Origin of the sequence: Pseudomonas sp. Fl4BN1, assembly GCF_009908285.1 — a bacterium.
Lineage (GTDB): Bacteria > Pseudomonadota > Gammaproteobacteria > Pseudomonadales > Pseudomonadaceae > Aquipseudomonas.
Genome location: NZ_JAAARM010000002.1, coordinates 190780 through 212725, shown reverse-complemented (window position 1 = coordinate 212725; position 21946 = coordinate 190780). Strand labels below are relative to the sequence as shown.

Below are 21946 nucleotides of genomic sequence, written 5' to 3'. Positions count from 1 at the left end.
GAAATGCGCGCAGATGTGCTGATTGTCGGAGCCGGAATGGTCGGCAGTGCCTTGGCGCTGGCGTTGCAGGGCAGCGGCCTGGAAGTGCTGTTGCTCGATGGCGGCCCTTTGAGTGTCAAGCCTTTCGACGCCGAATCGCCTTTCGAACCGCGGGTCAGCGCCTTGTCGGCGGCCAGCCAGCGGATTCTGCAGCGCCTCGGTGTCTGGGATGGCGTCGCTAGCCGACGCAGCAGTCCCTATTGCGACATGCAGGTCTGGGATGGCAGTGGCACCGGGCAGATTCACTTCTCGGCGTCCAGCGTGCATGCCGAGGTACTCGGGCACATTGTCGAGAACCGCGTGGTCCAGGATGCCCTGCTTGAGCGTCTGCACGAATGCGATATCGGCCTGTTGGCCAATGCGCGATTGGAGCAGATGCGTCGCTCCGGCGATGACTGGCTGCTGACCCTGGCGGACGGTCGGGTATTGCGCGCGCCGCTGGTGATCGCCGCCGACGGTGCCAACTCGGCGGTGCGTCGTCTCACCGGATGCGCCACCCGCGAGTGGGATTATCTGCACCATGCCATCGTTACCAGCGTGCGCTGTAGCCAGCCTCACCAACTGACGGCCTGGCAGCGTTTCACTGATACCGGGCCACTGGCTTTTCTGCCGTTGGTACGAGATGGACAGCACGATTGGTGCTCGATCGTCTGGTCCACCACGCCTGCTGAGTCCGAGCGCCTGATGGCCCTGGACGACGCAAGCTTCTGTGCTGAACTGGAGCGCGCCTTCGAAGGCCGCCTGGGCAGTGTGCTCGGCGCCGATCCACGGCTCTGCGTGCCGCTGCGCCAGCGGCATGCCAAGCGCTATGTGGCAGAAGGCTTGGCACTGATTGGTGACGCCGCCCATACCATTCACCCGCTGGCGGGGCAGGGGGTCAATCTGGGCTTCCTCGACGCTGCAGTGCTGGCGGAAGTGCTGTTGCAGGCACTCAGCCGTGGCGAACGCCTGGCCGAGGTCAAGGTGCTGAGCCGTTTCGAGCGCCGGCGCATGCCGCATAACTTGGCGCTGATGGCGGCCATGGAGGGTTTTGAACGGCTGTTCCAGGCCGATCCGCTGCCACTGCGCTGGCTGCGCAATACCGGTTTGAAGATGGTCGATCAGATGCCCGAGGCCAAAGCCTTGTTCGTACGTCAGGCACTGGGGCTCAGTGGCGATCTGCCGGAGTTGGCCAAGGCGTAGGCGCTGGCTTGCCGACGAAGGGGCCACTGCTTCCGGGTGGCCTCTTCTGCGCAACATCTCGTAACTCCTCAACGCCGGGTTCGGTTGAGAAGCTAAATGTGAGTCCTTATCATTTCGCCTCATTTTGAATTCGAGAGACCGCTCCCATGTTGGCACCGAAGCGTCTACTGACCGCCCTGGCACTCACACTCATCGGTGGCACCGCCTATGCCGCTGATGAAGTCGTGGTCTACTCCTCGCGTATCGATGAGCTGATCAAGCCGGTGTTCGATGCCTACACCCAAAAGACTGGGGTGAAGATCAAGTTCATCACCGACAAGGAAGCGCCGCTGATGCAGCGGATCAAGGCCGAAGGCGAGAACGCCACCGCCGACCTGCTGCTCACCGTGGATGCGGGAAACCTCTGGCAGGCTGAGCAGATGGGCATCCTGCAGCCGTTCACCTCCAAGGTCATCGACAGCAACATTCCCCTGCAATACCGCTCCTCCAATCACGCCTGGACCGGTCTTAGCCTGCGGGCACGGACCCTGGCCTACTCCACCGACCGGGTCAAACCTTCCGAGTTGACCAGCTACGAAGCCCTGGCGGGCAAGCAGTGGGAAGGCCGCCTGTGCCTGCGTACCGCGAAGAAGGTCTACAACCAGTCGCTGACCGCGACCCTGATCGAAACCCACGGTGCCGAGAAGACCGAAGAGATCATCAAGGGCTGGGTCAACAACCTGTCCACCGATGTATTTTCCGACGACATCGCAGTGCTGGAGGCGATCAACGCCGGGCAATGCGACGTCGGCATCGTCAACACCTACTACTACGGCCGCCTGCACAAGCAAAAGCCGAACCTGGCGGTGAAGCTGTTCTGGCCGAACCAGGCTGATCGCGGGGTGCACGTCAACCTGTCGGGCATTGGCCTGACCAAGCATGCACCGCATCCGGAAGCGGCCAAGGCGCTGGTGGAGTGGATGACCACGCCTGAAGCGCAGAAGATCTTTGCCGACGTCAACCAGGAATTCCCGGCCAACCCGGCCGTAGAGCCTTCTGCGGAAGTGGCCAGTTGGGGCAAGTTCGTGGCCGACACCCTGCCGGTCGAGATTGCCGGCAAGCGCCAGGCCGAAGCCATCCGCTTGATGGATCGCGCTGGCTGGAATTGAGCCTGCCGTTATACTGCGCCCCGCTTCTGCGGGGCGTTTTCTTTAACGGCCGGCAGCAGCGGGCTTGCCCGCGATGACCGTGCCGCGCACTCCCTGTAACTGCCATCTGCCCGAGAGTTTTTTGTGGCCCATCCCGCCCAACGTCGCTGGTATCCCCTGGTCTTTGCCGTAGCGGCCCTGGTCCTGTTGCCGCTGAGCGTGTTGCTGTTGTCCTGGCAGGCGATCGATACACAGATCTGGTCCCACTTGTGGGACACGCAGATGCCGCGTCTGTTGAGCAACACCCTGATCCTGGTGCTCGGCGTGGGCGTGGGCGTCACGCTGTTGGGCGTGAGCCTGGCGTGGCTCACCAGTCTCTGCGAGTTCCCCGGACGACGCTGGCTGGATTGGGCGCTGATGTTGCCGTTCGCGATTCCGGCCTACGTGCTGGCCTTTGTCTTTGTCGGCTTGCTGGATTTTTCCGGGCCGGTGCAGAGTTTGCTGCGGGATTGGTTCGGCAGCGGCTTGCGCCTGCCCAGGGTACGCTCCACCGGTGGGGTGATCCTGGTGCTGGTGCTGGTGTTCTATCCCTATGTCTATCTGTTGGCGCGCAACGCTTTCCTGGCCCAGGGCAAGGGCTTGATGGAGGCCGCACGAGTCCTTGGGCAATCCCCCTGGCAGGCGTTCTGGCGCGTGGCATTGCCCATGGCGCGGCCGGCCATTGGCGCCGGTGTGGCTTTGGCGCTGATGGAGACCCTGGCGGATTTCGGCGCCGTGTCGGTGTTCAATTTCGACACCTTCACCACAGCCATCTACAAGACCTGGTATGGCTTCTTCAGCCTCTCCAGTGCCGCGCAGTTGGCCAGTCTGTTGCTGCTGGTGGTGATGTTGGTGCTGTACGGCGAGCGGCGAGCCCGGGGAGCCAGCCGCACCGGCAACGAGCGGCCCCGGGGCAAGGCCTTGTATCACCTGCGGGGAATCAAGGCGGTGGCGGCCACTGGCTGGTGCCTGCTGGTGTTCGCCTGTGCATTCGTGATCCCGCTGCTGCAATTGCTGGCGTGGTTCTGGCAGCGCGGGCGCTTCGACCTGGATGAGCGTTATGCCGGGCTGATTATCCATACCTTGTATCTGGGGGGCATGGCAGCGTTGATTACCGTCAGTGTGGCGTTGCTGCTGGCATTCGCTCGGCGCCTGGCGCCGACCCGGGGCATCCGCGCCGGGGTCAGCCTGGCCAACCTGGGTTATGCCTTGCCTGGCTCGGTGCTCGCGGTGTCGATCATGCTGGCCTTCAGTTATCTGGATCGCGAGCTGGTGATTCCGCTTTCCAGCTGGCTGGGCGGGGCCGGCAAGCCGCTGTTGCTGGGTAGCCTCAGTGCGTTGTTGCTGGCTTATCTGGTGCGTTTCATTGCCGTGGCTTACGGGCCGCTGGAAAACAGTCTGGAGCGGATTCGCCCATCGCTGCCCGAAGCTGCGCGCAGCCTGGGGGTTGGTGGTCCGCGACTGTTTTTCAAAGTGTATCTGCCGCTGTTGCTGCCCGGGACCTTGAGCGCGGCCCTGCTGGTGTTCGTCGATGTGCTCAAGGAAATGCCCGCCACCTTGCTGATGCGCCCGTTCGGCTGGGACACGCTGGCGGTGCGGATCTTTGAAATGACCAGTGAAGGGGAGTGGGCGCGGGCTTCGCTGCCAGCGTTGACTTTGGTGTTGGTGGGCCTGTTGCCGGTGATTGGCCTGATCCGTCGCTCGGCCCATCGAATCGGTTAGGTGCCAGCCTTCCACCTTGCAGCTACAATGCGCGGCATTCGGTGCGGCCTGTTGTTTGGCCGGGACGCTGAAATCGGCTGAAAGCCATCTATTTCAAGGCTTCCACCCTTGCAGCGCCAGTCCGCACCCTCGCCACGCCCGGAAGGAGAAACCCATGGGACAGCGTACGCCTCTGTATGACCTGCATCTCGCCCTCGGCGCGAAAATGGTCGATTTTGGCGGTTGGGATATGCCCTTGCATTACGGCTCGCAGGTCGAGGAGCACCATCAGGTGCGACGTGATTGCGGTGTGTTCGATGTATCCCACATGACCGTGATCGATGTCAGCGGCGTCCAGGCCAAGGCCTGGCTCCAGCAGTTGCTGGCCAATGACGTCGAACGCCTGAAAAGCCCCGGCCAGGCTTTGTACAGCACCATGCTCAATGAGCGTGGCGGCATTGTCGACGACATGATCGTCTACCGTCTCGAAGACGCTTATCGCCTGGTGGTCAACGCCGCTACCCGGGAGCAGGACCTGGCCTGGATGCAGCTGCAACTGGGGGACTTCCAGGTGCAACTGCACGAGCGCCAGGAGCTGGCCATGCTGGCAATCCAGGGGCCTCAGGCGCGAAACCGGATTGCCGAGCTGGTCACCCAGTCTCGGGGAATACTGATCCAGCAACTCAAGCCTTTCGAAGGCCGCGCCGACGGCGACTGGTTTATTGCCCGTACCGGTTACACCGGCGAGGACGGTCTGGAGATTGTCTTGCCTGCCGAACAGGCGCCGGCATTCTTCAACGACCTGGTCGGGGCGGGGATTTCACCGATTGGCCTGGGTGCGCGGGATACCTTGCGCCTGGAAGCCGGGATGAACCTCTACGGCCAGGACATTCACCAGGATGTGTCGCCGCTGGCGGCGAACATGGCCTGGAGCATTGCCTGGGAGCCGGCATCACGCAAATTCATTGGTCGTATGGCGCTGGAGGCTGAACGAGCATCCGGCGTGAAGCAGAAACTGGTGGGTTTGGTTCTGGAAGAACGCGGGGTTCTGCGCGCTCATCAGGTGGTTCGCATCGCGGATGTTGGCGAAGGTGAGATCACCAGTGGTAGTTTCTCCCCTACGCTGAGTAAATCGATCGCACTGGCGCGGGTGCCGATGGCCACCGCCGACCGTGCTGAAGTGGAAATCCGTGGCAAGTGGTACCCGGTTCGGGTGGTCAAGCCGACCTTCGTGCGCCATGGCAAAACCTTGATCTAACTTTTTGCAGCCGGCATTGGCCGCTGACATTTCTTCTTGAGGACACAGAACATGAGCGATATCCCTGCCCACCTGCGTTTTGCCGAAAGTCACGAATGGGCCCGTCTGGAGGCCGACGGCAGTGTGACCGTGGGTATTAGCGACCACGCCCAGGAAGCCCTGGGCGATGTGGTGTTCGTCGAGCTGACCGAAGTCGGCACTGTATTTGGTGCAGGGGATCAGGCCGGTGTGGTTGAGTCGGTGAAAGCCGCTTCCGACATCTATGCCCCGGTGGCTGGTGAAGTGATCGCGGTCAACGAAGAGTTGAGCGCCAGTCCCGAGCTGCTCAACAGCGACCCGTACGGCGCCTGGATCTTCAAGCTCAAGCCGAGCAATCTGGCCGATCTGGACAAGTTGCTGGACGCTGCCGGTTACCAGGCCGCCATCGGCGAGTAACCCGGTTCCGCGAGCAAGCCTGCTTTCCTTCCAAGCAAGCTTGCTCGCGAACGCGTTAAGCGTGCTACCCGTTAGTACTGCAACGCTTCTTTCACTGCGGCCACTGCACGTTCCACATCGGCTTTGTTCATGGCGCTGAACATCGGCAACGAGACGATCAGTCGACCGACCCGTTCTGCCACTGGGAACATGCCCTCCTTGAAGCCGCGTTCGCGGTACAGGCTCAGCAAGTGAATGGGCGGATAGTGATAGCCAATGCCGATCCCCCGCTCTTGCATCTGCTCCATGAAGGTCGCGCGAGCCGGTTTGCCATCCTTGCGCTCCGGCAACACCAGCTGGAACAGGTGCCAGTTGCTGTTGGTGAAGTCCGCTGGCGGTAGCTGGGCGCCGTAGCGGGCTTCGAAATCGCTGCCAAAACACTCGAAGTAATGCTGGGCCAGCTCACGTCGGTGGGCGGTGATCTTCTCGATATGGGCAAATTGTCCCAGGCCGATGGCCGCGGCGACATCGGTCATGTTGAACTTGCCCCCCAGCACATCCACGTCCAGGCCGTCGAAACCGCTACGGGTAACCCCTTGCAGGCGATATTTCTCGGCCAGGCGTACTTCCTCCGGCGTATTCAGGACCAGGCAGCCGCCCTCGGACGAGGTGACGTTCTTGTTGGCCTGGAAGCTGAACGACACCAGGTCGCCGCCGGCGCCAATGCGCTGGCCATTCCAGCTGGAGCCCAGGGCCTGGGCCGCATCTTCCACGACCCGCAGGTTGTGCTTTTTGGCCAGGGCGTACAAATGGTCCATGTCCACCGGCAAGCCAGCCAGGTACACCGGGATAATGGCTTTGGTACGTGGCGTGATGGCCGCTTCGATCTGGGCCAGGTCGATGTTGCGGGTGACCGGGTCGATGTCGGCGAACACCGGTGTGGCGCCCACTTCGAGAATCACGTTGGCGGTTGCGACCCAGGAAATGGGGGTGGTGATGACTTCATCTCCAGGACCTATGCCGGCGATCCGCAAGGCGATTTCCATGGTGCAAGTGCCGGAGTTGAACGTGCGTACCGGACGCCCGCCAAAGAACTCCGAGAGTTGTGCTTCGAAGGCCTGGACCTTGGGACCGCTGGTGATCCATCCCGAACGCAGCACGTCGCCGACAGCGGCGATGGTGGCTTCATCGATGGTGGGTTTGGAGAACGGCAGGAAAGGCAGTTGGCTCATGACGATGGGACACCCGATAAGCGGACGATAAGAGCATGGGTTGAGGCGCGCCAGGGCTGGCGCGCGGACGCCCTGCATGATGGTACCGATTGCCTCGGGACGCCAGCACGTCGATGGGTGAAATCGACTGCTATGCTGCTTTGCACCCTGTTGCATCGACGCTGAGCGCCGTTTATCGGAGAGAGCCTGTCATGTCCCAGTCGCCATCCCTGAGCCAGTTACGCGAGCCCAACGCATTTCTCAACCGGCACCTGGGGCCCGATGCCGAGGAGCAGCAGGCCATGCTCGCCAGCCTTGGGCTGGGCAGCCGGGTCGAGTTGATCGAGCAGACGGTGCCGCCGGGAATTCGCCTCAATCGTGCCCTGGACCTGCCACCGGCCCTCGATGAATCTGCCGCCCTGGCAAAGCTCAGGGGTTATGCCGCACAAAATCAGCTGTTTACCAGCCTGATCGGCATGGGCTACCACGGCACCCTGACGCCGACGGTGATTCTGCGCAATGTGCTGGAGAACCCCGGCTGGTACACCGCCTATACACCTTATCAACCCGAGATTGCCCAGGGCCGGCTCGAGGCCTTGCTGAACTTCCAGCAGATGACCATCGATCTCACCGGCCTCGACCTGGCCAATGCCTCGCTGCTGGACGAAGCCACCGCAGCTGCCGAAGCCATGGCCCTGGCCAAGCGCGTGGCCAAGTCCAAGAGCAATCTGTTCTTTGTCGACCAGCACTGCCATCCCCAGACTATTTCCGTGGTCCGCACCCGTGCCGAAGGTTTCGGTTTCGAGCTGATCGTCGACGCTGTGGAAAACCTGTCCGCGCATCAGGTGTTCGGTGCTCTGTTGCAGTACCCGGATACCCAAGGCGAGATCCGTGACCTGCGGCCGCTGATCGACCAGCTGCACGCCCAGCAGGCCCTGGCCTGTGTTGCTGCCGACTTGCTCAGCCTGCTGCTGTTGACTCCACCGGGCGAACTGGGGGCCGATGTGGTCTTGGGTTCTTCCCAGCGTTTTGGCGTGCCGATGGGTTATGGCGGCCCTCATGCTGCGTTTTTTGCTTGTCGCGACGAGTACAAGCGGGCGATGCCCGGGCGCATCATTGGCGTGTCCAGGGATACTCGGGGCCAGGTGGCCTTGCGCATGGCCTTGCAAACCCGCGAGCAACATATTCGTCGCGAGAAGGCCAACTCCAACATATGCACTGCCCAGGTGCTGCTGGCCAATATCGCCAGCTTCTATGCGGTCTACCACGGTCCCCAAGGGCTCAAGCGCATTGCCCAGCGGGTGCACCGGCTGACCTGCATCCTGGCGGCAGGTCTTGAGCGCCATGGCATCGTGCGACTCAATCGGCACTTTTTCGACACCTTGACCCTGGAGGTGGGCGGCAGCCAGACCGCGATCATCGAAAGCGCCAAGGCACTGCAGATCAACCTGCGGATTGTTGGCCGTGGTCGGTTGGGACTGAGCCTTGATGAGACCTGTGATGAAACCACCGTGGCCCGGTTGCTGGATGTGTTCCTGGGCGCTGACCACGGGCTGGATGTCACCGGACTGGACGCCGAGGAACTGCAGTCAGGCCTTCCTGACGAGCTGCTGCGCCGCAGCCGCTACCTGACCCATCCGGTGTTCAGCGCCCATCACAGCGAAACCGAGATGCTGCGCTACCTCAAGCAGTTGGAGAACAAGGACCTGGCGCTCAACCAGTCGATGATCCCCCTGGGCTCCTGCACCATGAAGCTCAACGCCAGCAGCGAAATGATCCCCATTACCTGGCCGGAGTTCGCCAATCTGCATCCCTTCGCCCCCCGGGAGCAGGCTGTCGGTTATGGGTTGATGATCGAGGAGTTGGAGCGCTGGCTGTGCGCCATTACCGGTTTCGAGGCCATCTGCATGCAACCCAACTCCGGTGCCCAGGGCGAGTACGCCGGGCTGTTGGCCATTCGTCGATACCACGAGAGTCGCCATCAGGGGGATCGGCATATCTGCCTGATACCGGCCTCGGCCCATGGCACCAACCCGGCGTCGGCGCAGATGGCCGGGATGCAGGTGGTGATTGTCGAGTGCGACGAGGCCGGCAACGTCGATCTGGAAGATCTGAAAGCCAAGGCCCAGGCTGCTGGCAGCCGCCTGTCTTGCCTGATGGCGACCTATCCATCGACCCATGGCGTCTATGAAGAGGGTATCAGCCAGATCTGTGAAGTTATCCACAGCCATGGCGGCCAGGTCTACATGGACGGCGCCAATCTCAATGCCCAGGTGGGCCTGGCTCGGCCCGCGGACATTGGCGCCGACGTCTCGCACATGAATCTGCACAAGACTTTCTGTATTCCCCATGGCGGCGGTGGACCGGGTATGGGACCTATCGGGGTACGTGCGCACCTGGCGCCTTTTGTCGCCAATCACCCGGTGGTGCCGATCGACGGACCGCTGCCGGAGAATGGCGCGGTCAGCGCCGCCCCCTGGGGCAGCGCAAGCATCCTGCCCATCAGTTGGATGTACATCGCCCTGATGGGGCCGCAGTTGGCGGATGCCAGCGAGGTGGCGATTCTCGCCGCCAATTATCTGGCCGAGCAGTTGGGTGGCGCATTTCCAGTGCTTTACAGCGGGCGTAATGGCCGGGTGGCTCACGAATGCATTCTCGATCTGCGCCCGCTCAAGGTCCTGACCGGCATCACTGAGGAAGATGTGGCCAAGCGTCTGATGGATTACGGCTTCCACGCTCCGACCATGTCGTTTCCGGTGCCGGGCACGTTGATGGTGGAGCCCACGGAAAGTGAGTCCAAGGCCGAGCTCGACCGGTTTATCGAGGCCATGCTGAGCATTCGTGCCGAAATCGCCCAGGTACAGGAAGGCCACTGGCCAGACCACGACAATCCGCTCAAGGGCGCCCCCCATACCCTGGCGGACATCACCGGTGTCTGGGAGCGGCCTTACAGTATCGAGCAGGCGGTGTTGCCCACGGCTCACACTCGGGCGCATAAGTATTGGCCAACGGTGAATCGCGTGGACAACGTCTATGGCGACCGCAACCTGTTCTGTGCCTGTGTGCCGCTGGAGGCTTATCGCTAAGCCTCGTCCCAGTGGTTTCTCGCCAGGTTTTCAGCAAAAAAAATGCCGCTCATTCGAGCGGCATTCTGGCTTTCATTCCCGGTGTTATTGCTCAGCCAACGCGTTCTTGGCCAGGATTGCGTTGGCCAGTTCCATGTCGGTGGCCTTGAGGCCGGGATTCTCAGCACGGACCTTCTGCATCGCAGCTTCCAGGTATGGGCCGCGAATGTTGCCATCACTGGCAACAAAGCTGCCGGCATCGTCCTGGGCAGCGACGATCAGTTTGTGGTCCTTGAAGGTCAGGTAGGTGGAACCGGTGGTGGCACCGGAGGAAATGACGTTACGCCAGAAGGTGTCGGCCATTGCCGAACCAACGGGGAGGGAAAGCAGGGCAAGTGTGACGACAGCTATTTTCAGACGCATGATGGGGGACTCCAACTGGGGGTTATCTGCACAGTTTGATTCTAGATAACCCGTCGGAGTTCCGTGACCCCCTCAGTCAAGGTTTTCGACTAGCAGGACCGTACCTTCCTGGGCCACCACCCGGACCTTGGCACCTACGGGCGCGTCGTCGCCCTTGGCGATCCACACGCCGTCGGCGACCTTGATCCGGCCACGGCCGTTGACGATCGCCTGGTGCACCACGAAGGTCTTGCCGATCAATTCCTGACCCCGCAGGTTCAGGTTCGGCTGGTCGCTGGGGCGGACCACGCTGCGCTGGCGGCGCCACCAATACAGCGCTGTCAGCACCGACAGCAGGCCGAACAGCAAGAACTGCATCTCCCACGACAGGCCGGGAATCAGGAAGGTCAGGACTCCCACCGCGGCGGCGGCCAGGCCGATCCACAGCAGGTATCCCCCGGCGCCGAACACCTCGAAAATCAACAGTACGGTGCCCAGGGCCAACCAGTCCCAGAACGATAGTGCTTGGAGAAATGCCAACATGAACCGTGCCTCAGGCTTTCTTGCTGTCGAACGTGGCTTTGACGATCTCGCCGATTCCGCCGACGGCACCGATGACCTGGCTGGCCTCCAGCGGCATCAGGATCACTTTGCTGTTATTGGCCGATGCCAGCTTGCCTAGGGCATCGATGTATTTTTGCGCGACGAAGTAATTGATCGCCTGGACGTTGCCGGTGGCGATCGCTTCGGATACCACCTGGGTCGCCCGGGCCTCGGCTTCTGCCTGACGCTCCCGGGCTTCGGATTCGAGGAATGCCGCCTGGCGCTCGCCTTCGGCCTCCAGAATCTGTGCCTGCTTCTTGCCTTCGGCGGTGAGAATGGCCGCGGCACGCAGGCCTTCGGCTTCGAGGATCTGCGCGCGCTTGACCCGCTCGGCCTTCATCTGCCCGGACATGGCCGCCATCAAGTCTGCAGGCGGGCTGATGTCCTTGATCTCGATCCGGGTGATCTTGATCCCCCAGGGCGCAGTGGCTTCATCGACGGTTCGCAGGAGTTTCTCGTTGATCCCGTCACGTTGACTGAGCATTGCATCCAGCTCCATGGAGCCGAGCACGGTACGGATATTGGTCTGCAACAGGTTGCGGATGGCGTGTTCGAGGTTGTTGACCTCGTAGGCGGCCTGGGCGGTATTGACTACCTGGAAGAAACACACCGCGTCGATCTGCACCGTGGCGTTGTCGGCGGTGATGACTTCCTGGGGAGGAATGTCCAGCACGCTTTCCATGACGTTGATCTTGCGGCCGATGCGGTCCATCACCGGAATGATGATGTTCAGCCCCGGCTTGAGGGTGTTGGTGTAGCGCCCGAAGCGTTCCACGGTCCATTGATAGCCCTGGGGCACGACCTTGAAACCCATGAATACAATGGCCACTGCGAGGCCGACGAAGAGTAGAAGCACGCTGCCGATCTGCATGACATTTCCCTGTTCAGGTTGGATTTGGCGAAATGGCCAATGGCTTGAGTTTAGCGGGGCAGGGCAGCCCGCTGCAGGATTAACCCGCGATTTGCATCATCAGGTGACATAAAAACCAGCTGCAGGGCCGATTCGTCTGCCGACATGCTCCGGCTAGGCCTGTTCGCCGTGGGGCGTCACGCGCAATACCTCTTCCAGGCTGGTCGTGCCTTGAGCAACTTTTTGGGCTCCGGCCAGACGCAGACTGTCCATGCCGTCCGCAAGCGCCTGGCGGCGCAGGCTGTCGAGGTCCAGATCGCGCTGGACCAGCGCCTTGAGGGCGGCATTCATCGGCATGATTTCGTAGACGCCGGTGCGCCCGTGATAACCGGTGCCTCGGCACTCTGCACAGCCGACTGCCTGTTGGCAGAGAGCCGGGGCCGGGACTTGCAATGGTTGGGTCAGGTTCTGCCAGTCATCTTCGGCGATCTTGCAGGGTGCCTTGCAGTATGGGCATAGGATTCGTACCAGGCGCTGGGCCATGACCCCGATCAGAGTGGCCTTGATCAGGTAATGGGGGACTCCCAGTTCCAGCAGGCGACTGATCGCTCCCGGGGCGTCGTTGGTGTGCAGGGTAGACAGCACCAGATGCCCGGTCAGTGCTGCCTGGATCGCCATCTCGGCGGTTTCCAGGTCTCGGATCTCGCCGATCATGATGATGTCCGGGTCTTGGCGCATCAGCGCGCGCACGCCGCTGGAAAAACTCAGGTCGATGTTGTGTTGGACCTGCATCTGGTTGAACGCCGGCTCGATCATTTCGATCGGGTCCTCGATGGTGCACAGATTGACCTCGGGGGTCGCGAGCTTCCTCAGGGTGGAGTAGAGGGTGCTGGTCTTGCCCGAACCGGTAGGGCCGGTCACCAGGATCATGCCGTGGGCCTTTGCGGTCATGGCTTGCCAGCGACTCAGGTCGTTGGTGCAGAAGCCCAACTGGTCGAAGTCCTTGAGCAGTACCTGGGGATCGAAGATGCGCATCACCATCTTTTCGCCGAAGGCCGTGGGCAGGGTTGAGAGCCGCAGTTCGATCTCGCTGCCTTCGGGTGCACGAGTCTTGACCCGGCCGTCCTGAGGCTTGCGCTTTTCTGCGACGTTCATCCGCCCCAGGCTCTTGAGGCGGCTGACGATGGCCAGCGTCACCTGGGGAGGGAACTGATAGACAGTGTGCAGCACGCCGTCGATGCGAAAGCGCAGGGAGCCGTGTTCGCGGCGGGGCTCGATATGGATATCGCTGGCCCGTTGCTGGAAGGCGTACTGGAACAGCCAGTCGACGATGTTGACGATGTGGGCGTCATCGGCATCCGGCTCCTGGTCGTTGGCCCCCAGCTTGAGCAATTGTTCGAAGTTGCCCTGGTTACTGGTTTTCTGCTCGTTGGTGGCGCCCCTCACCGACTTGGCCAGGCGATAGAACTCCAGGGTCAGGCGCTGGATATCCGCCGGGTTGGCTACCACGCGCTGGATCGTGCGCTTCAGGGCATGGGCCAGATCGGCTTCCCAGGCTCTGACATAAGGCTGCGCGCTGGCCACCGTGACGCTCTGGGCGGCCACCGCCACGGCGAGAATCTTGTGCCGCTGGGCAAAGGCGTAGGACATCAAGGGGGTGGTGCTGGCCACGTCGATGCGCAAGGGATCGATGCGCAGGTAGGGTTGGCCGGCCTGTTCGGCCAGCCAGGAGGTGAGACTGTCCAGGTCCAGGTGCCTGCCCGGATGATGCAGGTCCGACAGCTGCTGACTGGCGATCACCTCCAGGGGATGCAGTGGATTGCGGGTCCCATGTCGCCGGGCTCTCATGGCTTGTTCGGCGGCGTCCTGGCTGATACGGCCCTGTACCAGCAGTTCACGCAGCAGCTCATTGAGGTCCAGCCAGCGGTCCTGAAGGGTATGCGCTGCGGTCATGGGAACTCCTTGGGGCGGTGGTAGAGACGATGCTCTCTGGCCGCAAACTGCCAAGAATAGTCCCGCGGGAGTGAGGGTCCGCCGGCCAAGGGTTGCAGGGTTTTTCCGGCCTCAGCCTGCGGCTTGCAGGTGCGATGGTTCGGCCAGTTCCAGCTCGACCGAACATACGCTGATCAGGTTGCGCAATTTGTCCCCGATCACCCGTGCCCGGTGCCAGCTCAAGCCGTCAAGTTCCACCTCGATATGCAGCGTGGCCTGTTGTTGCAGCACCGAGACTCGCTGCGGCACCAGGAACTGCAGGGCGAAATGGTTGAGTATCCGGCACAGCACGTCAGCCTCGGCCTCGGCCACCACCTGGTAGTGCACACGGCAGTGGGCATTGTTGAGGCTCCAGACATCGGCGCGGGGTGATTGGCTGGTGGCAGATTCGAGAGGGGGCATGGCGGTCTCCAGTTCAGTGGAGAAATTTTTACATGGGGTTCCGGGTATTTCTTATCTAAAATTGAGCCTATTTACTAAAAAATGAATTGTTTGATTCAATATTTTATAAATTTAAGGATTAATTATGCATAGCGAGCTGGATGCCTATGACCGCCGGATCCTCGCGTTGCTTCAGGAGGATGCCTCGCTGTCCAGTGCGCAAGTCGCCGAACAGGTAGGGCTGTCCCAGTCACCGTGCTGGCGGCGGATTCAACGTTTGAAGGAAGAGGGGGTGATTCGCGGCCAGGTGACCTTGCTTGATCGCAAGAAAATCGGCCTTAACACGCAGATCTTCGCCGAGATCAAGCTCAACGCCCACGGACGTTCCAACTTCACCGAGTTCACCGAGGCGATTCGCGGTTTTCCGGAGGTGCTGGAATGCTATGTGCTGATGGGGGCGGTGGACTTTCTGTTGCGCATCGTGACTGCGGATATCGAAGCTTATGAGCGGTTCTTCTTCGAAAAACTGTCGATGGTGCCGGGGATTCAGGAGGTGAACTCGATCGTTGCCCTGTCGGAGATCAAGTCCACCACCAGCCTGCCGGTATTGCGCTGAGGAGTGTGGCAAGGAAGCTTGCTCCCTTGCCACTAGTCATATCCTTCAAGACCGGAGCTGCAATCACATGCGCAGCAGAGTTTTCCAGGCACGGTTCTGGAACACTGCAATGGCTTGCTGCTTACGAGCATCGAGGACTTCGTCGGTGATGGGCTCGTTGGCCAACTGCGTCAGTTTGTTCAGCTCACCGTAGAGGCGGTCCAGTTCAGCAATCTCCAGCACGGCACGGGCATGGTGCAGCCAGGCCTGGATGCGTTCGATACGCGGCAGTTGCTCGGCCAGGTCTTCCGGTTGTTGCTGGTAGCGTGGCAGTTGCAGGGCTGTGGCTTCCTCGGCCAACAAGCGTGGCAGCCAGCTGCCCAGTTGCGCGGCGCCCTGGCGGTGGCCACGGGTGTTGCGCTCGACAGTCCAGGCGCGGGCCAGCAGCCAACGCGAAGTGTTCAGGGAGAACAGGCCCCAGCGTACGTCCTGCAGTTCTTCAATGAATTGCTCCGGCGCGGCCTTGCGCACGTCTTCATCGTCGAGGCCGGCCTGTACCAGTGGGCGCCAGTCTTCCAGCAGGGCGTCCAGGGCACTGCGCAGCTCAGCAGTGGATTGGCGCGGTGCGGCTTGACCCAGGCTGCTGGCCAGGGCCCGCAGTTCGGCAAGGCTATCGACCCAGTCCTGGAGCAAGCGCCAGTGGCCGTTGAAGCGATACTGCTCGGCCAGGCGCTGGCTGCTGCCCAGCAGGTGCCAGGCCAGTGCGGCGAAGGCATCGTCCAGGGGTGTTTCGGCACTCAACTGCACAGCGGGCAGGCTCAGGGAGTAGCTGCCGGCATCGAACAGGCGATAACCGCGCTCGGCCTTGCTGATGTCGCAGGGCATCAGCGGCAGGGTGAGGGCCAGCTCCGCTGCCAGCTCCAGCAGAGCGGCAGGTTCACCTTCGCGCAGTTCCAGTTCCAGCTCGCAGATTTCTTCCTTGTGCTTGCCGGCGATTACCTGGCCCAGGTCCAGGGCAGCCTCGATCACCACCTTGGCCTTGCCACGGCCCCAGGCGATTTCCGCGCGCTCGCGGACAAAGTCCGTGGTGAACAGCGGCTTGAGGGTCTTTTTATCCAGCTCGGCCAGGGCCTCTGGCCAGCACTCACCGTCGAGCTTTTTCAGGTCGAGCTTGGCTTTGGCCAGCTGCCAGTCGTATTCGTTGCGCTCGGACAGGCCGGCAACACTCTGGCCGCTGGTCTTGAGGGTCTGAATCACCGCGTCACCGTCGCGGCGCAGGCGCAGGGCAACTTTGGCCCGGGCCAGGTCGCGTTCTGGGGTGTCGAAGTACTGATTCATCAGTTCACGGCGCTCCCAGCCACTTTTGTTGCGTTTTTTCAGGAGCGGGTGCTCGCGCAGGGCGGCGAGAGTTTCGCGGCTGACGCGGAGTTTGATTTCGGTTTCTTTTTGCATGGCCGGAAAATCCAGGATCGGGAGCGCAGCCGGGGAAAGAGTTGGCTGCCAAGGCCGTGCAGTGTACAGGACAAGGCGCCTGGAGGTGCCGCGACGGTTTCTTCTGCAGGGCAACAGACCCTATGATGATCTTCATCTTGGGATTTCCGGAGCCAGCCCATGCCATTGCCGTCCATGAAGGATCAGTTTGCCGCACTGATCGCCGCGCCGTCGGTGAGCTGCACCCAACCTGCGCTGGACCAGTCCAATCGCCCGGTCATCGACTTGTTGGCCGGCTGGCTCGGCGACCTCGGTTTTTCCTGCGATATCCAGCAGGTCAGCCCGGGCAAATTCAACCTGCTGGCCAGCTTCGGCAGTGGCCCTGGCGGCCTGGTGCTGGCGGGGCACAGCGACACAGTGCCCTACGACGCTGCGCTGTGGCAGACCGATCCGTTGAAGTTGACTGAGGTCGATGGTCGCTGGGTCGGCCTTGGCAGTTGCGACATGAAGGGCTTTTTCGCCTTGATCATCGAAGCGGTGCGGCCTTTGCTGGACCAACCGTTCAAGCAACCGCTGCTGGTCCTGGCCACTTGTGATGAAGAGAGCTCCATGGCCGGGGCGCGAGCCCTGGCGGAAGCCGGGCGGCCCCTGGGGCGCGCGGCGGTGATCGGCGAACCCACGGGCCTCAAGCCGATTCGCCTGCACAAGGGGGTGATGATGGAACGCATCGACATCCTCGGGCGTAGCGGCCACTCCTCGGACCCGACCCTGGGCCGCAGCGCTCTGGAGGCGATGCACGACGCGATTGGCGAATTGCGCGGGCTGCGTTTGCTGTGGCAACGCGAATTTCGCAATCCGCAGTTCAGCGTGCCGCAACCGACCATGAATTTCGGCTGCATCCATGGCGGCGACAATCCCAACCGTATCTGCGGCCAGTGCTCCCTGGAGTTCGACCTGCGGCCTCTGCCAGGCATGGATCCGCAAGTCCTGCGCGAGGCGATCCGGCAGAAGCTGCGGCCGATTGCCGAGCGTCATGAGGTGCAGATCGACTACGCACCACTGTTCCCAGCCGTGCCGCCTTTCGAGCAGCCGGAGGACGCCGAGCTAGTACGGGTCGCGGAAAGACTCACAGGACATCGCGCCGAAGCAGTAGCGTTTGGCACCGAAGCGCCTTATCTTCAGCGCCTTGGCTGCGAGACGCTGGTGCTCGGCCCGGGTGACATCGCCTGTGCTCACCAGCCCGGGGAGTACCTCGAAATGTCACGCTTGCAGCCTACCGTGCATCTACTACGGGAATTGATTGAACATTACTGCCTGACACCGACCCAATTTCAGTAAATTGCCGGTGCCTTTGTCCGTACCCATGAGGAGAGTAAGCGTGTTGCCAAGCCTGTTCCGACGATAACCATCAGCCCGCTGTGCGTTTCCCGTTTCGTCCTTTCATAGGCTGCTTTTTATTTACAGGCTCAGGTTCATGCCCGAATACGTCAATTGGCTTCGCCACGCGTCTCCCTATATCAACGCCCACCGCGACTGCACCTTCGTGGTCATGCTCCCTGGCGACGGTGTTGACCATCCCAACTTCGGCAATATCGTTCACGACCTGGTGCTGCTCCACAGCCTGGGGGTGCGTCTGGTACTGGTGCACGGTTCTCGTCCGCAGATCGAAGCCCGTCTGGCGGCGCGTGGCCTGACTCCTCACTACCATCACGGCCTGCGGATCACTGACGCGGCGACCCTGGAGTGCGTGATCGACGCCGTGGGCCAGTTGCGGATTGCCATTGAAGCGCGCCTGTCCATGGACATGGCCTCGTCGCCGATGCAGGGTTCGCGGTTGCGGGTTGCCAGCGGCAATCTGGTGACCGCCCGTCCGATCGGGGTACTGGAAGGTGTTGATTACCATCACACCGGCGAAGTGCGTCGGGTCGACCGCAAAGGCATCAACCGCCTGCTGGATGAGCGTTCCATCGTGCTGCTGTCGCCACTGGGCTATTCGCCTACTGGCGAGATTTTCAACCTGGCTTGTGAAGACGTGGCCACCCGCGCGGCCATCGATCTGGGGGCCGACAAACTGCTGCTGTTCGGGGCGGACCTGGGTCTGCTGGACGAAAATGGCAAGCTGGTACGCGAACTGCGTCCGCAACAGGTTCCGGCGCACTTGCAGCGCCTGGGTGGCAACTATCAGGCCGAACTGCTGGATGCTGCCGCCGAGGCCTGCCGAGGTGGGGTGGGTCGCAGCCATATCGTCAGTTATGCCGAAGACGGTGCCTTGCTGACTGAGCTCTTTACCCGTGATGGCGGCGGCACCCTGGTGGCCCAGGAGCAATTCGAGCGCGTGCGCGAGGCGGCGATTGAAGATGTTGGCGGATTGCTGGATCTGATCAGCCCGCTGGAAGAGCAGGGCATCCTGGTACGGCGTTCCCGCGAGGTACTGGAGCGCGAGATCGAACAATTCAGCGTGGTCGAGCGCGAGGGCATGATCATCGCCTGTGCGGCCTTGTACCAGATTGCCGACTCCGATGCCGGCGAGCTGGCATGCCTGGCGGTGAACCCTGAGTACCGGCATGGCAAACGCGGTGACGAACTGCTGGAAAGGATCGAAACCCGCGCCCGTGCCCAAGGTTTGAAGACTTTGTTCGTCCTCACCACTCGTACTGCCCACTGGTTCCGTGAGCGGGGCTTTGTGCCCAGCAGCGTCGAGCGCCTGCCATCGGCCCGTGCCTCGCTGTACAACTACCAGCGCAACTCGAAGATTTTCGAAAAAACCCTCTGAGCCTGTTTTTCTGTGCAACCAGCCACTGCGATCCGATCAACTGATCGGATCGCAGTGGCTGGTTGCACATGTCAGAAAAATTTCATTTCGATACAAAAACTGTAACAAATTGACGGGAGGATAGGCTCTTAGCCATGATTGCGTCGCTTTTTTGATCCTGTGTGACGTTTTGAGCCTGAAACGCCTGGGGTCTTGGGGGCATGGATCGGGGAAATTCTTTTTAGCAATAAGCTTGCAGGCGTCTACGCTGGGATGTTCGGCGTATGAGTTGTGGGCTTTATTCCTGAAAGGCATGAAAAAGAATTAAACAATTCTTTTTGGGTTTATGAGTAATTCATTACCCTGCAAGGACCAAATCATTGCGATTAGACCATGGTCGTAGACACAGGTCGTTACGATTGACTTATCAGTCACGGTCTGGCGCTAATCGCGCATCTGTGGCAACCGGGCGTTCGATCCGGGGCCAGGAACCACAAGAATTAGAAACGAGAGGAGCGAAACATGAACAAGTCCACCTTGGCCCTGGCTGTGGCCGTAGGGGTTTTGGCGCAGCAGGCAGGCGCCGCTGGTTTTATCGAAGACAGCAAGGCCACCTTGGGGCTGCGTAACTTCTATATCAATACCGATAACCGCGACAGCAACACCAAAGCCGCAAAAGCCCAGAACAAGCAGGAAGAGTGGGGCCAAGGCTTCATCTTCAACTTCACCTCTGGCTACACCGAAGGCACTGTAGGTTTCGGCCTGGACGCAATCGGTTTGCTGGGCGTACGCCTGGACTCCGGCGGCGGCACCAATGGCGCGACCACCACGTCTTCCGGTGGCACCATTTTCCCGACTCACTCCTCCAGCGGCAAAAACGCTCTAGCGGTGAACGATTATTCCAGCCTGGGCCTGACCGGCAAGGTCAAGGTTTCCCAGACCGAGCTGAAGATCGGTACCTTGCAGCCGAACAACCCGGTGATCAAGTACAACGACGGTCGTCTGTTGCCACAAACCTTCCAGGGTGGCCAGATCACTTCGAACGAGATCAAGGACCTGACCCTGACCGCTGGCCAGATCGAACACGCCAAAGGGCGTAACTCGAGCAACAACGAAGGTCTGTCGATCGCCGGTGCCAACGCCAGCTCCAACTACGATGCCGGCAAGTTCAGCAACAAGTTCTACTACGGTGGTGCTGACTACAAGATCACCAAGGACCTGACCGCTTCGTACTACTACGGTGAGCTGAAAGACTTCTACTCGCAGAACTTCCTGGGCCTGGTGCATAACTGGTCCATCGGTCCTGGCGTGCTGAAGAGCGACCTGCGCTACTACCGTAGCCGCGACAACGGCTCCAATGGCGATACCGCTGCCTACTACACCAGCGGCTACTACCCGGACAACGGCCTGTCGACCATTACCAAGGGCAAGGTCGACAACAACCTGTACAGCTACCTGGCTCTGTACTCGGTTGAAGGTCACACCTTCGGTGGCGGCTATCAGTACAGCAACGGTGACAGTGACTTCCCTTGGCTGAACCAGGGTGACGGTTCGTCCAACAGCACCATCACCGACATGCAGATCCAGAAGTTCGCCCGTGCCGGCGAGCGTACCTGGCAAGCTCGCTACGCTTATGACTTCGCCAAGGTCGGCGTGCCTGGCCTGACCGCCGGCATCATTTACCTGCGTGGCAATAACATCAACACCGCCGGTAAGATCGGCGCTGACAAGAACCCGACTCTGGGTACTGGCGGCACCGAGTGGGAACGCGACCTGACCCTGTCCTACGTGGTTCCGCAAGGTCCGCTGAAGAACCTGGGTCTGACCTGGAAAAACGCCATGTGGCGTAACGACATTCCGGGCCAGCGCGACCAGGACGAAAACCGTCTGATCGTCAGCTACTCGATCCCGCTGAAGTAATTTCAGTTGAAGCCTCGCCCGGCGCAATGCCGGGCGAGGTATTGCTTCAAGTCAGGCCCACCCCCGTGAGCCCTTCCTGAATCCCCCTCTTTTTTACAGCGACTCAAGGCCTTCTCGAACCTTGTTGGGAAGGGTGGTCTTGCTATGTCTGTGAGTCCAGTGAAGAGATTTTTAATATTCCTTTTGGTTCTTGATAAATCGATATTTATTCTTTTTAAATATTCTTCGCTGCAGGCAGAGTAGCTCCATCAAGCACTCACAGGAGCAGCACTCATGAGCCTCAGACTGGGCGATATCGCCCCCGACTTCGAACAGGATTCCAGTGCCGGCAAGATTCGTTTCCACGAGTGGTTGGGTGACAGCTGGGGCGTGCTGTTTTCCCATCCGGCGGACTTCACTCCGGTGTGCACCACCGAGCTGGGTTTCACCGCCAAACTCAAGGATGAATTTGCCCAGCGTGGGGTGAAAGCCATTGCCCTGTCGGTGGACCCGGTGGATTCCCATCACCGGTGGATCGAGGACATCAACGAGACCCAGCACACCATCGTCAATTTTCCGATCCTGGCAGACGCCGATCGCAAGGTGTCGGACCTCTATGATCTGATCCATCCCAATGCCAACGACACCCTGACAGTGCGCTCGCTGTTCGTCATTGACCCGAACAAGAAAATTCGCCTGACCATTACCTACCCGGCCAGTACGGGGCGTAACTTCCATGAAATCCTCCGGGTGATCGACTCGCTGCAACTCACCGACAACTACAAGGTGGCCACTCCGGCCAACTGGCAGGACGGTGACGAGGTGGTCATCGTGCCGTCGCTCAAGGACGAGGAAGAGATCAAGCGCCGGTTTCCCAAAGGCTATCGCGCAGTGAAGCCTTACCTGCGCCTGACTCCGCAGCCCAATCGTTAACGCCTGATGCTTTTGTAGTAGCCGTTTTGCCGGCGAGGGCGGACGTGAGCTGAAGCAAGGTTCAAGGGCCTC

18 protein-coding genes are annotated in these 21946 nt (G+C 61.0%); 11 read left to right on the top strand and 7 right to left on the bottom strand.

Features of this window, described 5'->3' with window-relative positions:
- Window positions 1-3: 3 nt before the first annotated feature.
- The 5 genes from GV818_RS03190 to gcvH all read left to right on the top strand — a co-directional run bounded on the left by GV818_RS03190 (window position 4) and on the right by gcvH (window position 5781).
- A complete protein-coding gene (locus GV818_RS03190) occupies window positions 4-1221 on the top strand; it encodes a 2-octaprenyl-3-methyl-6-methoxy-1,4-benzoquinol hydroxylase (RefSeq protein WP_178124708.1) in 1218 nt (405 codons plus the stop codon).
- A gap of 146 nt (window positions 1222-1367) precedes the next feature.
- The gene (locus GV818_RS03185; RefSeq protein WP_161753021.1) at window positions 1368-2369 is read left to right on the top strand and encodes an extracellular solute-binding protein; all 1002 of its coding nucleotides are present in this window, start codon (window positions 1368-1370) and stop codon (window positions 2367-2369) included.
- A gap of 123 nt (window positions 2370-2492) precedes the next feature.
- Window positions 2493-4109, top strand: coding sequence for an ABC transporter permease (locus GV818_RS03180; RefSeq protein WP_161775791.1), 1617 nt, complete (start codon window positions 2493-2495; stop codon window positions 4107-4109).
- Window positions 4110-4263: 154 nt separating this feature from the next.
- Window positions 4264-5346 carry a glycine cleavage system aminomethyltransferase GcvT gene (gene gcvT / locus GV818_RS03175; protein ID WP_161753025.1) on the top strand — a complete coding sequence of 361 codons (1083 nt, stop codon included), beginning with the start codon at window positions 4264-4266 and terminating at the stop codon, window positions 5344-5346.
- Between the two features lie 51 nt (window positions 5347-5397).
- Window positions 5398-5781: a glycine cleavage system protein GcvH gene (gcvH, locus tag GV818_RS03170; RefSeq protein ID WP_161753027.1), complete on the top strand. Its 384-nt coding sequence runs from the start codon at window positions 5398-5400 to the stop codon at window positions 5779-5781.
- 71 nt (window positions 5782-5852) lie between these two features.
- Here the strand turns inward: gcvH and GV818_RS03165 are convergent, their stop codons facing one another.
- Window positions 5853-6992: a DegT/DnrJ/EryC1/StrS family aminotransferase gene (locus GV818_RS03165; RefSeq protein WP_161753029.1), complete on the bottom strand. Its 1140-nt coding sequence runs from the start codon at window positions 6990-6992 to the stop codon at window positions 5853-5855.
- A 191-nt stretch (window positions 6993-7183) separates the two neighbouring features.
- On the opposite strand from GV818_RS03165, the gene gcvP reads away from it, so the two are divergent.
- A complete protein-coding gene (gcvP, locus tag GV818_RS03160) occupies window positions 7184-10057 on the top strand; it encodes an aminomethyl-transferring glycine dehydrogenase (RefSeq protein WP_161775790.1) in 2874 nt (957 codons plus the stop codon).
- Between the two features lie 84 nt (window positions 10058-10141).
- Here gcvP and GV818_RS03155 read toward each other — a convergent pair whose 3' ends face one another.
- From GV818_RS03155 to GV818_RS03135, 5 genes are all read right to left on the bottom strand, one after another.
- Complete coding sequence (locus GV818_RS03155; protein ID WP_161753033.1) at window positions 10142-10459, bottom strand: DUF2388 domain-containing protein; 318 nt, start codon at window positions 10457-10459, stop codon at window positions 10142-10144.
- A 72-nt stretch (window positions 10460-10531) separates the two neighbouring features.
- Window positions 10532-10981, bottom strand: a complete 450-nt coding sequence (locus GV818_RS03150) for an NfeD family protein (protein ID WP_161753035.1) — start codon at window positions 10979-10981, stop codon at window positions 10532-10534.
- A 10-nt stretch (window positions 10982-10991) separates the two neighbouring features.
- Window positions 10992-11912 (bottom strand): SPFH domain-containing protein, encoded by a 921-nt coding sequence (locus tag GV818_RS03145; protein ID WP_161753037.1) that lies wholly within the window; start codon window positions 11910-11912, stop codon window positions 10992-10994.
- Between the two features lie 153 nt (window positions 11913-12065).
- On the bottom strand, window positions 12066-13844 hold the full coding sequence (locus GV818_RS03140) for a GspE/PulE family protein (RefSeq protein WP_161775789.1): 1779 nt from the start codon (window positions 13842-13844) through the stop codon (window positions 12066-12068).
- A gap of 111 nt (window positions 13845-13955) precedes the next feature.
- Window positions 13956-14285 carry a hypothetical protein gene (locus GV818_RS03135; protein WP_161775788.1) on the bottom strand — a complete coding sequence of 110 codons (330 nt, stop codon included), beginning with the start codon at window positions 14283-14285 and terminating at the stop codon, window positions 13956-13958.
- Window positions 14286-14409: 124 nt separating this feature from the next.
- Between GV818_RS03135 and GV818_RS03130 the strand changes: the two genes are divergently transcribed.
- A complete protein-coding gene (locus GV818_RS03130) occupies window positions 14410-14880 on the top strand; it encodes an Lrp/AsnC family transcriptional regulator (RefSeq protein ID WP_161753043.1) in 471 nt (156 codons plus the stop codon).
- A 63-nt stretch (window positions 14881-14943) separates the two neighbouring features.
- Here GV818_RS03130 and GV818_RS03125 read toward each other — a convergent pair whose 3' ends face one another.
- Window positions 14944-16311, bottom strand: a complete 1368-nt coding sequence (locus tag GV818_RS03125; RefSeq protein WP_161753045.1) for an inorganic triphosphatase — start codon at window positions 16309-16311, stop codon at window positions 14944-14946.
- Window positions 16312-16470: 159 nt separating this feature from the next.
- Here GV818_RS03125 and argE point away from each other — a divergent pair, with 159 nt between their 5' ends.
- The 4 genes from argE to GV818_RS03105 all read left to right on the top strand — a co-directional run bounded on the left by argE (window position 16471) and on the right by GV818_RS03105 (window position 21874).
- The gene (gene argE, locus GV818_RS03120; RefSeq protein WP_161775787.1) at window positions 16471-17628 is read left to right on the top strand and encodes an acetylornithine deacetylase; all 1158 of its coding nucleotides are present in this window, start codon (window positions 16471-16473) and stop codon (window positions 17626-17628) included.
- Between the two features lie 136 nt (window positions 17629-17764).
- A complete protein-coding gene (gene argA / locus GV818_RS03115) occupies window positions 17765-19063 on the top strand; it encodes an amino-acid N-acetyltransferase (RefSeq protein ID WP_161775786.1) in 1299 nt (432 codons plus the stop codon).
- A gap of 501 nt (window positions 19064-19564) precedes the next feature.
- A complete protein-coding gene (locus GV818_RS03110) occupies window positions 19565-20962 on the top strand; it encodes an OprD family porin (protein WP_161753051.1) in 1398 nt (465 codons plus the stop codon).
- Window positions 20963-21235: 273 nt separating this feature from the next.
- Entirely contained in the window at window positions 21236-21874 is a 639-nt protein-coding gene (locus GV818_RS03105; protein ID WP_161753053.1) for a peroxiredoxin, read from the top strand.
- The last annotated feature ends 72 nt before the right edge of the window (window positions 21875-21946 follow it).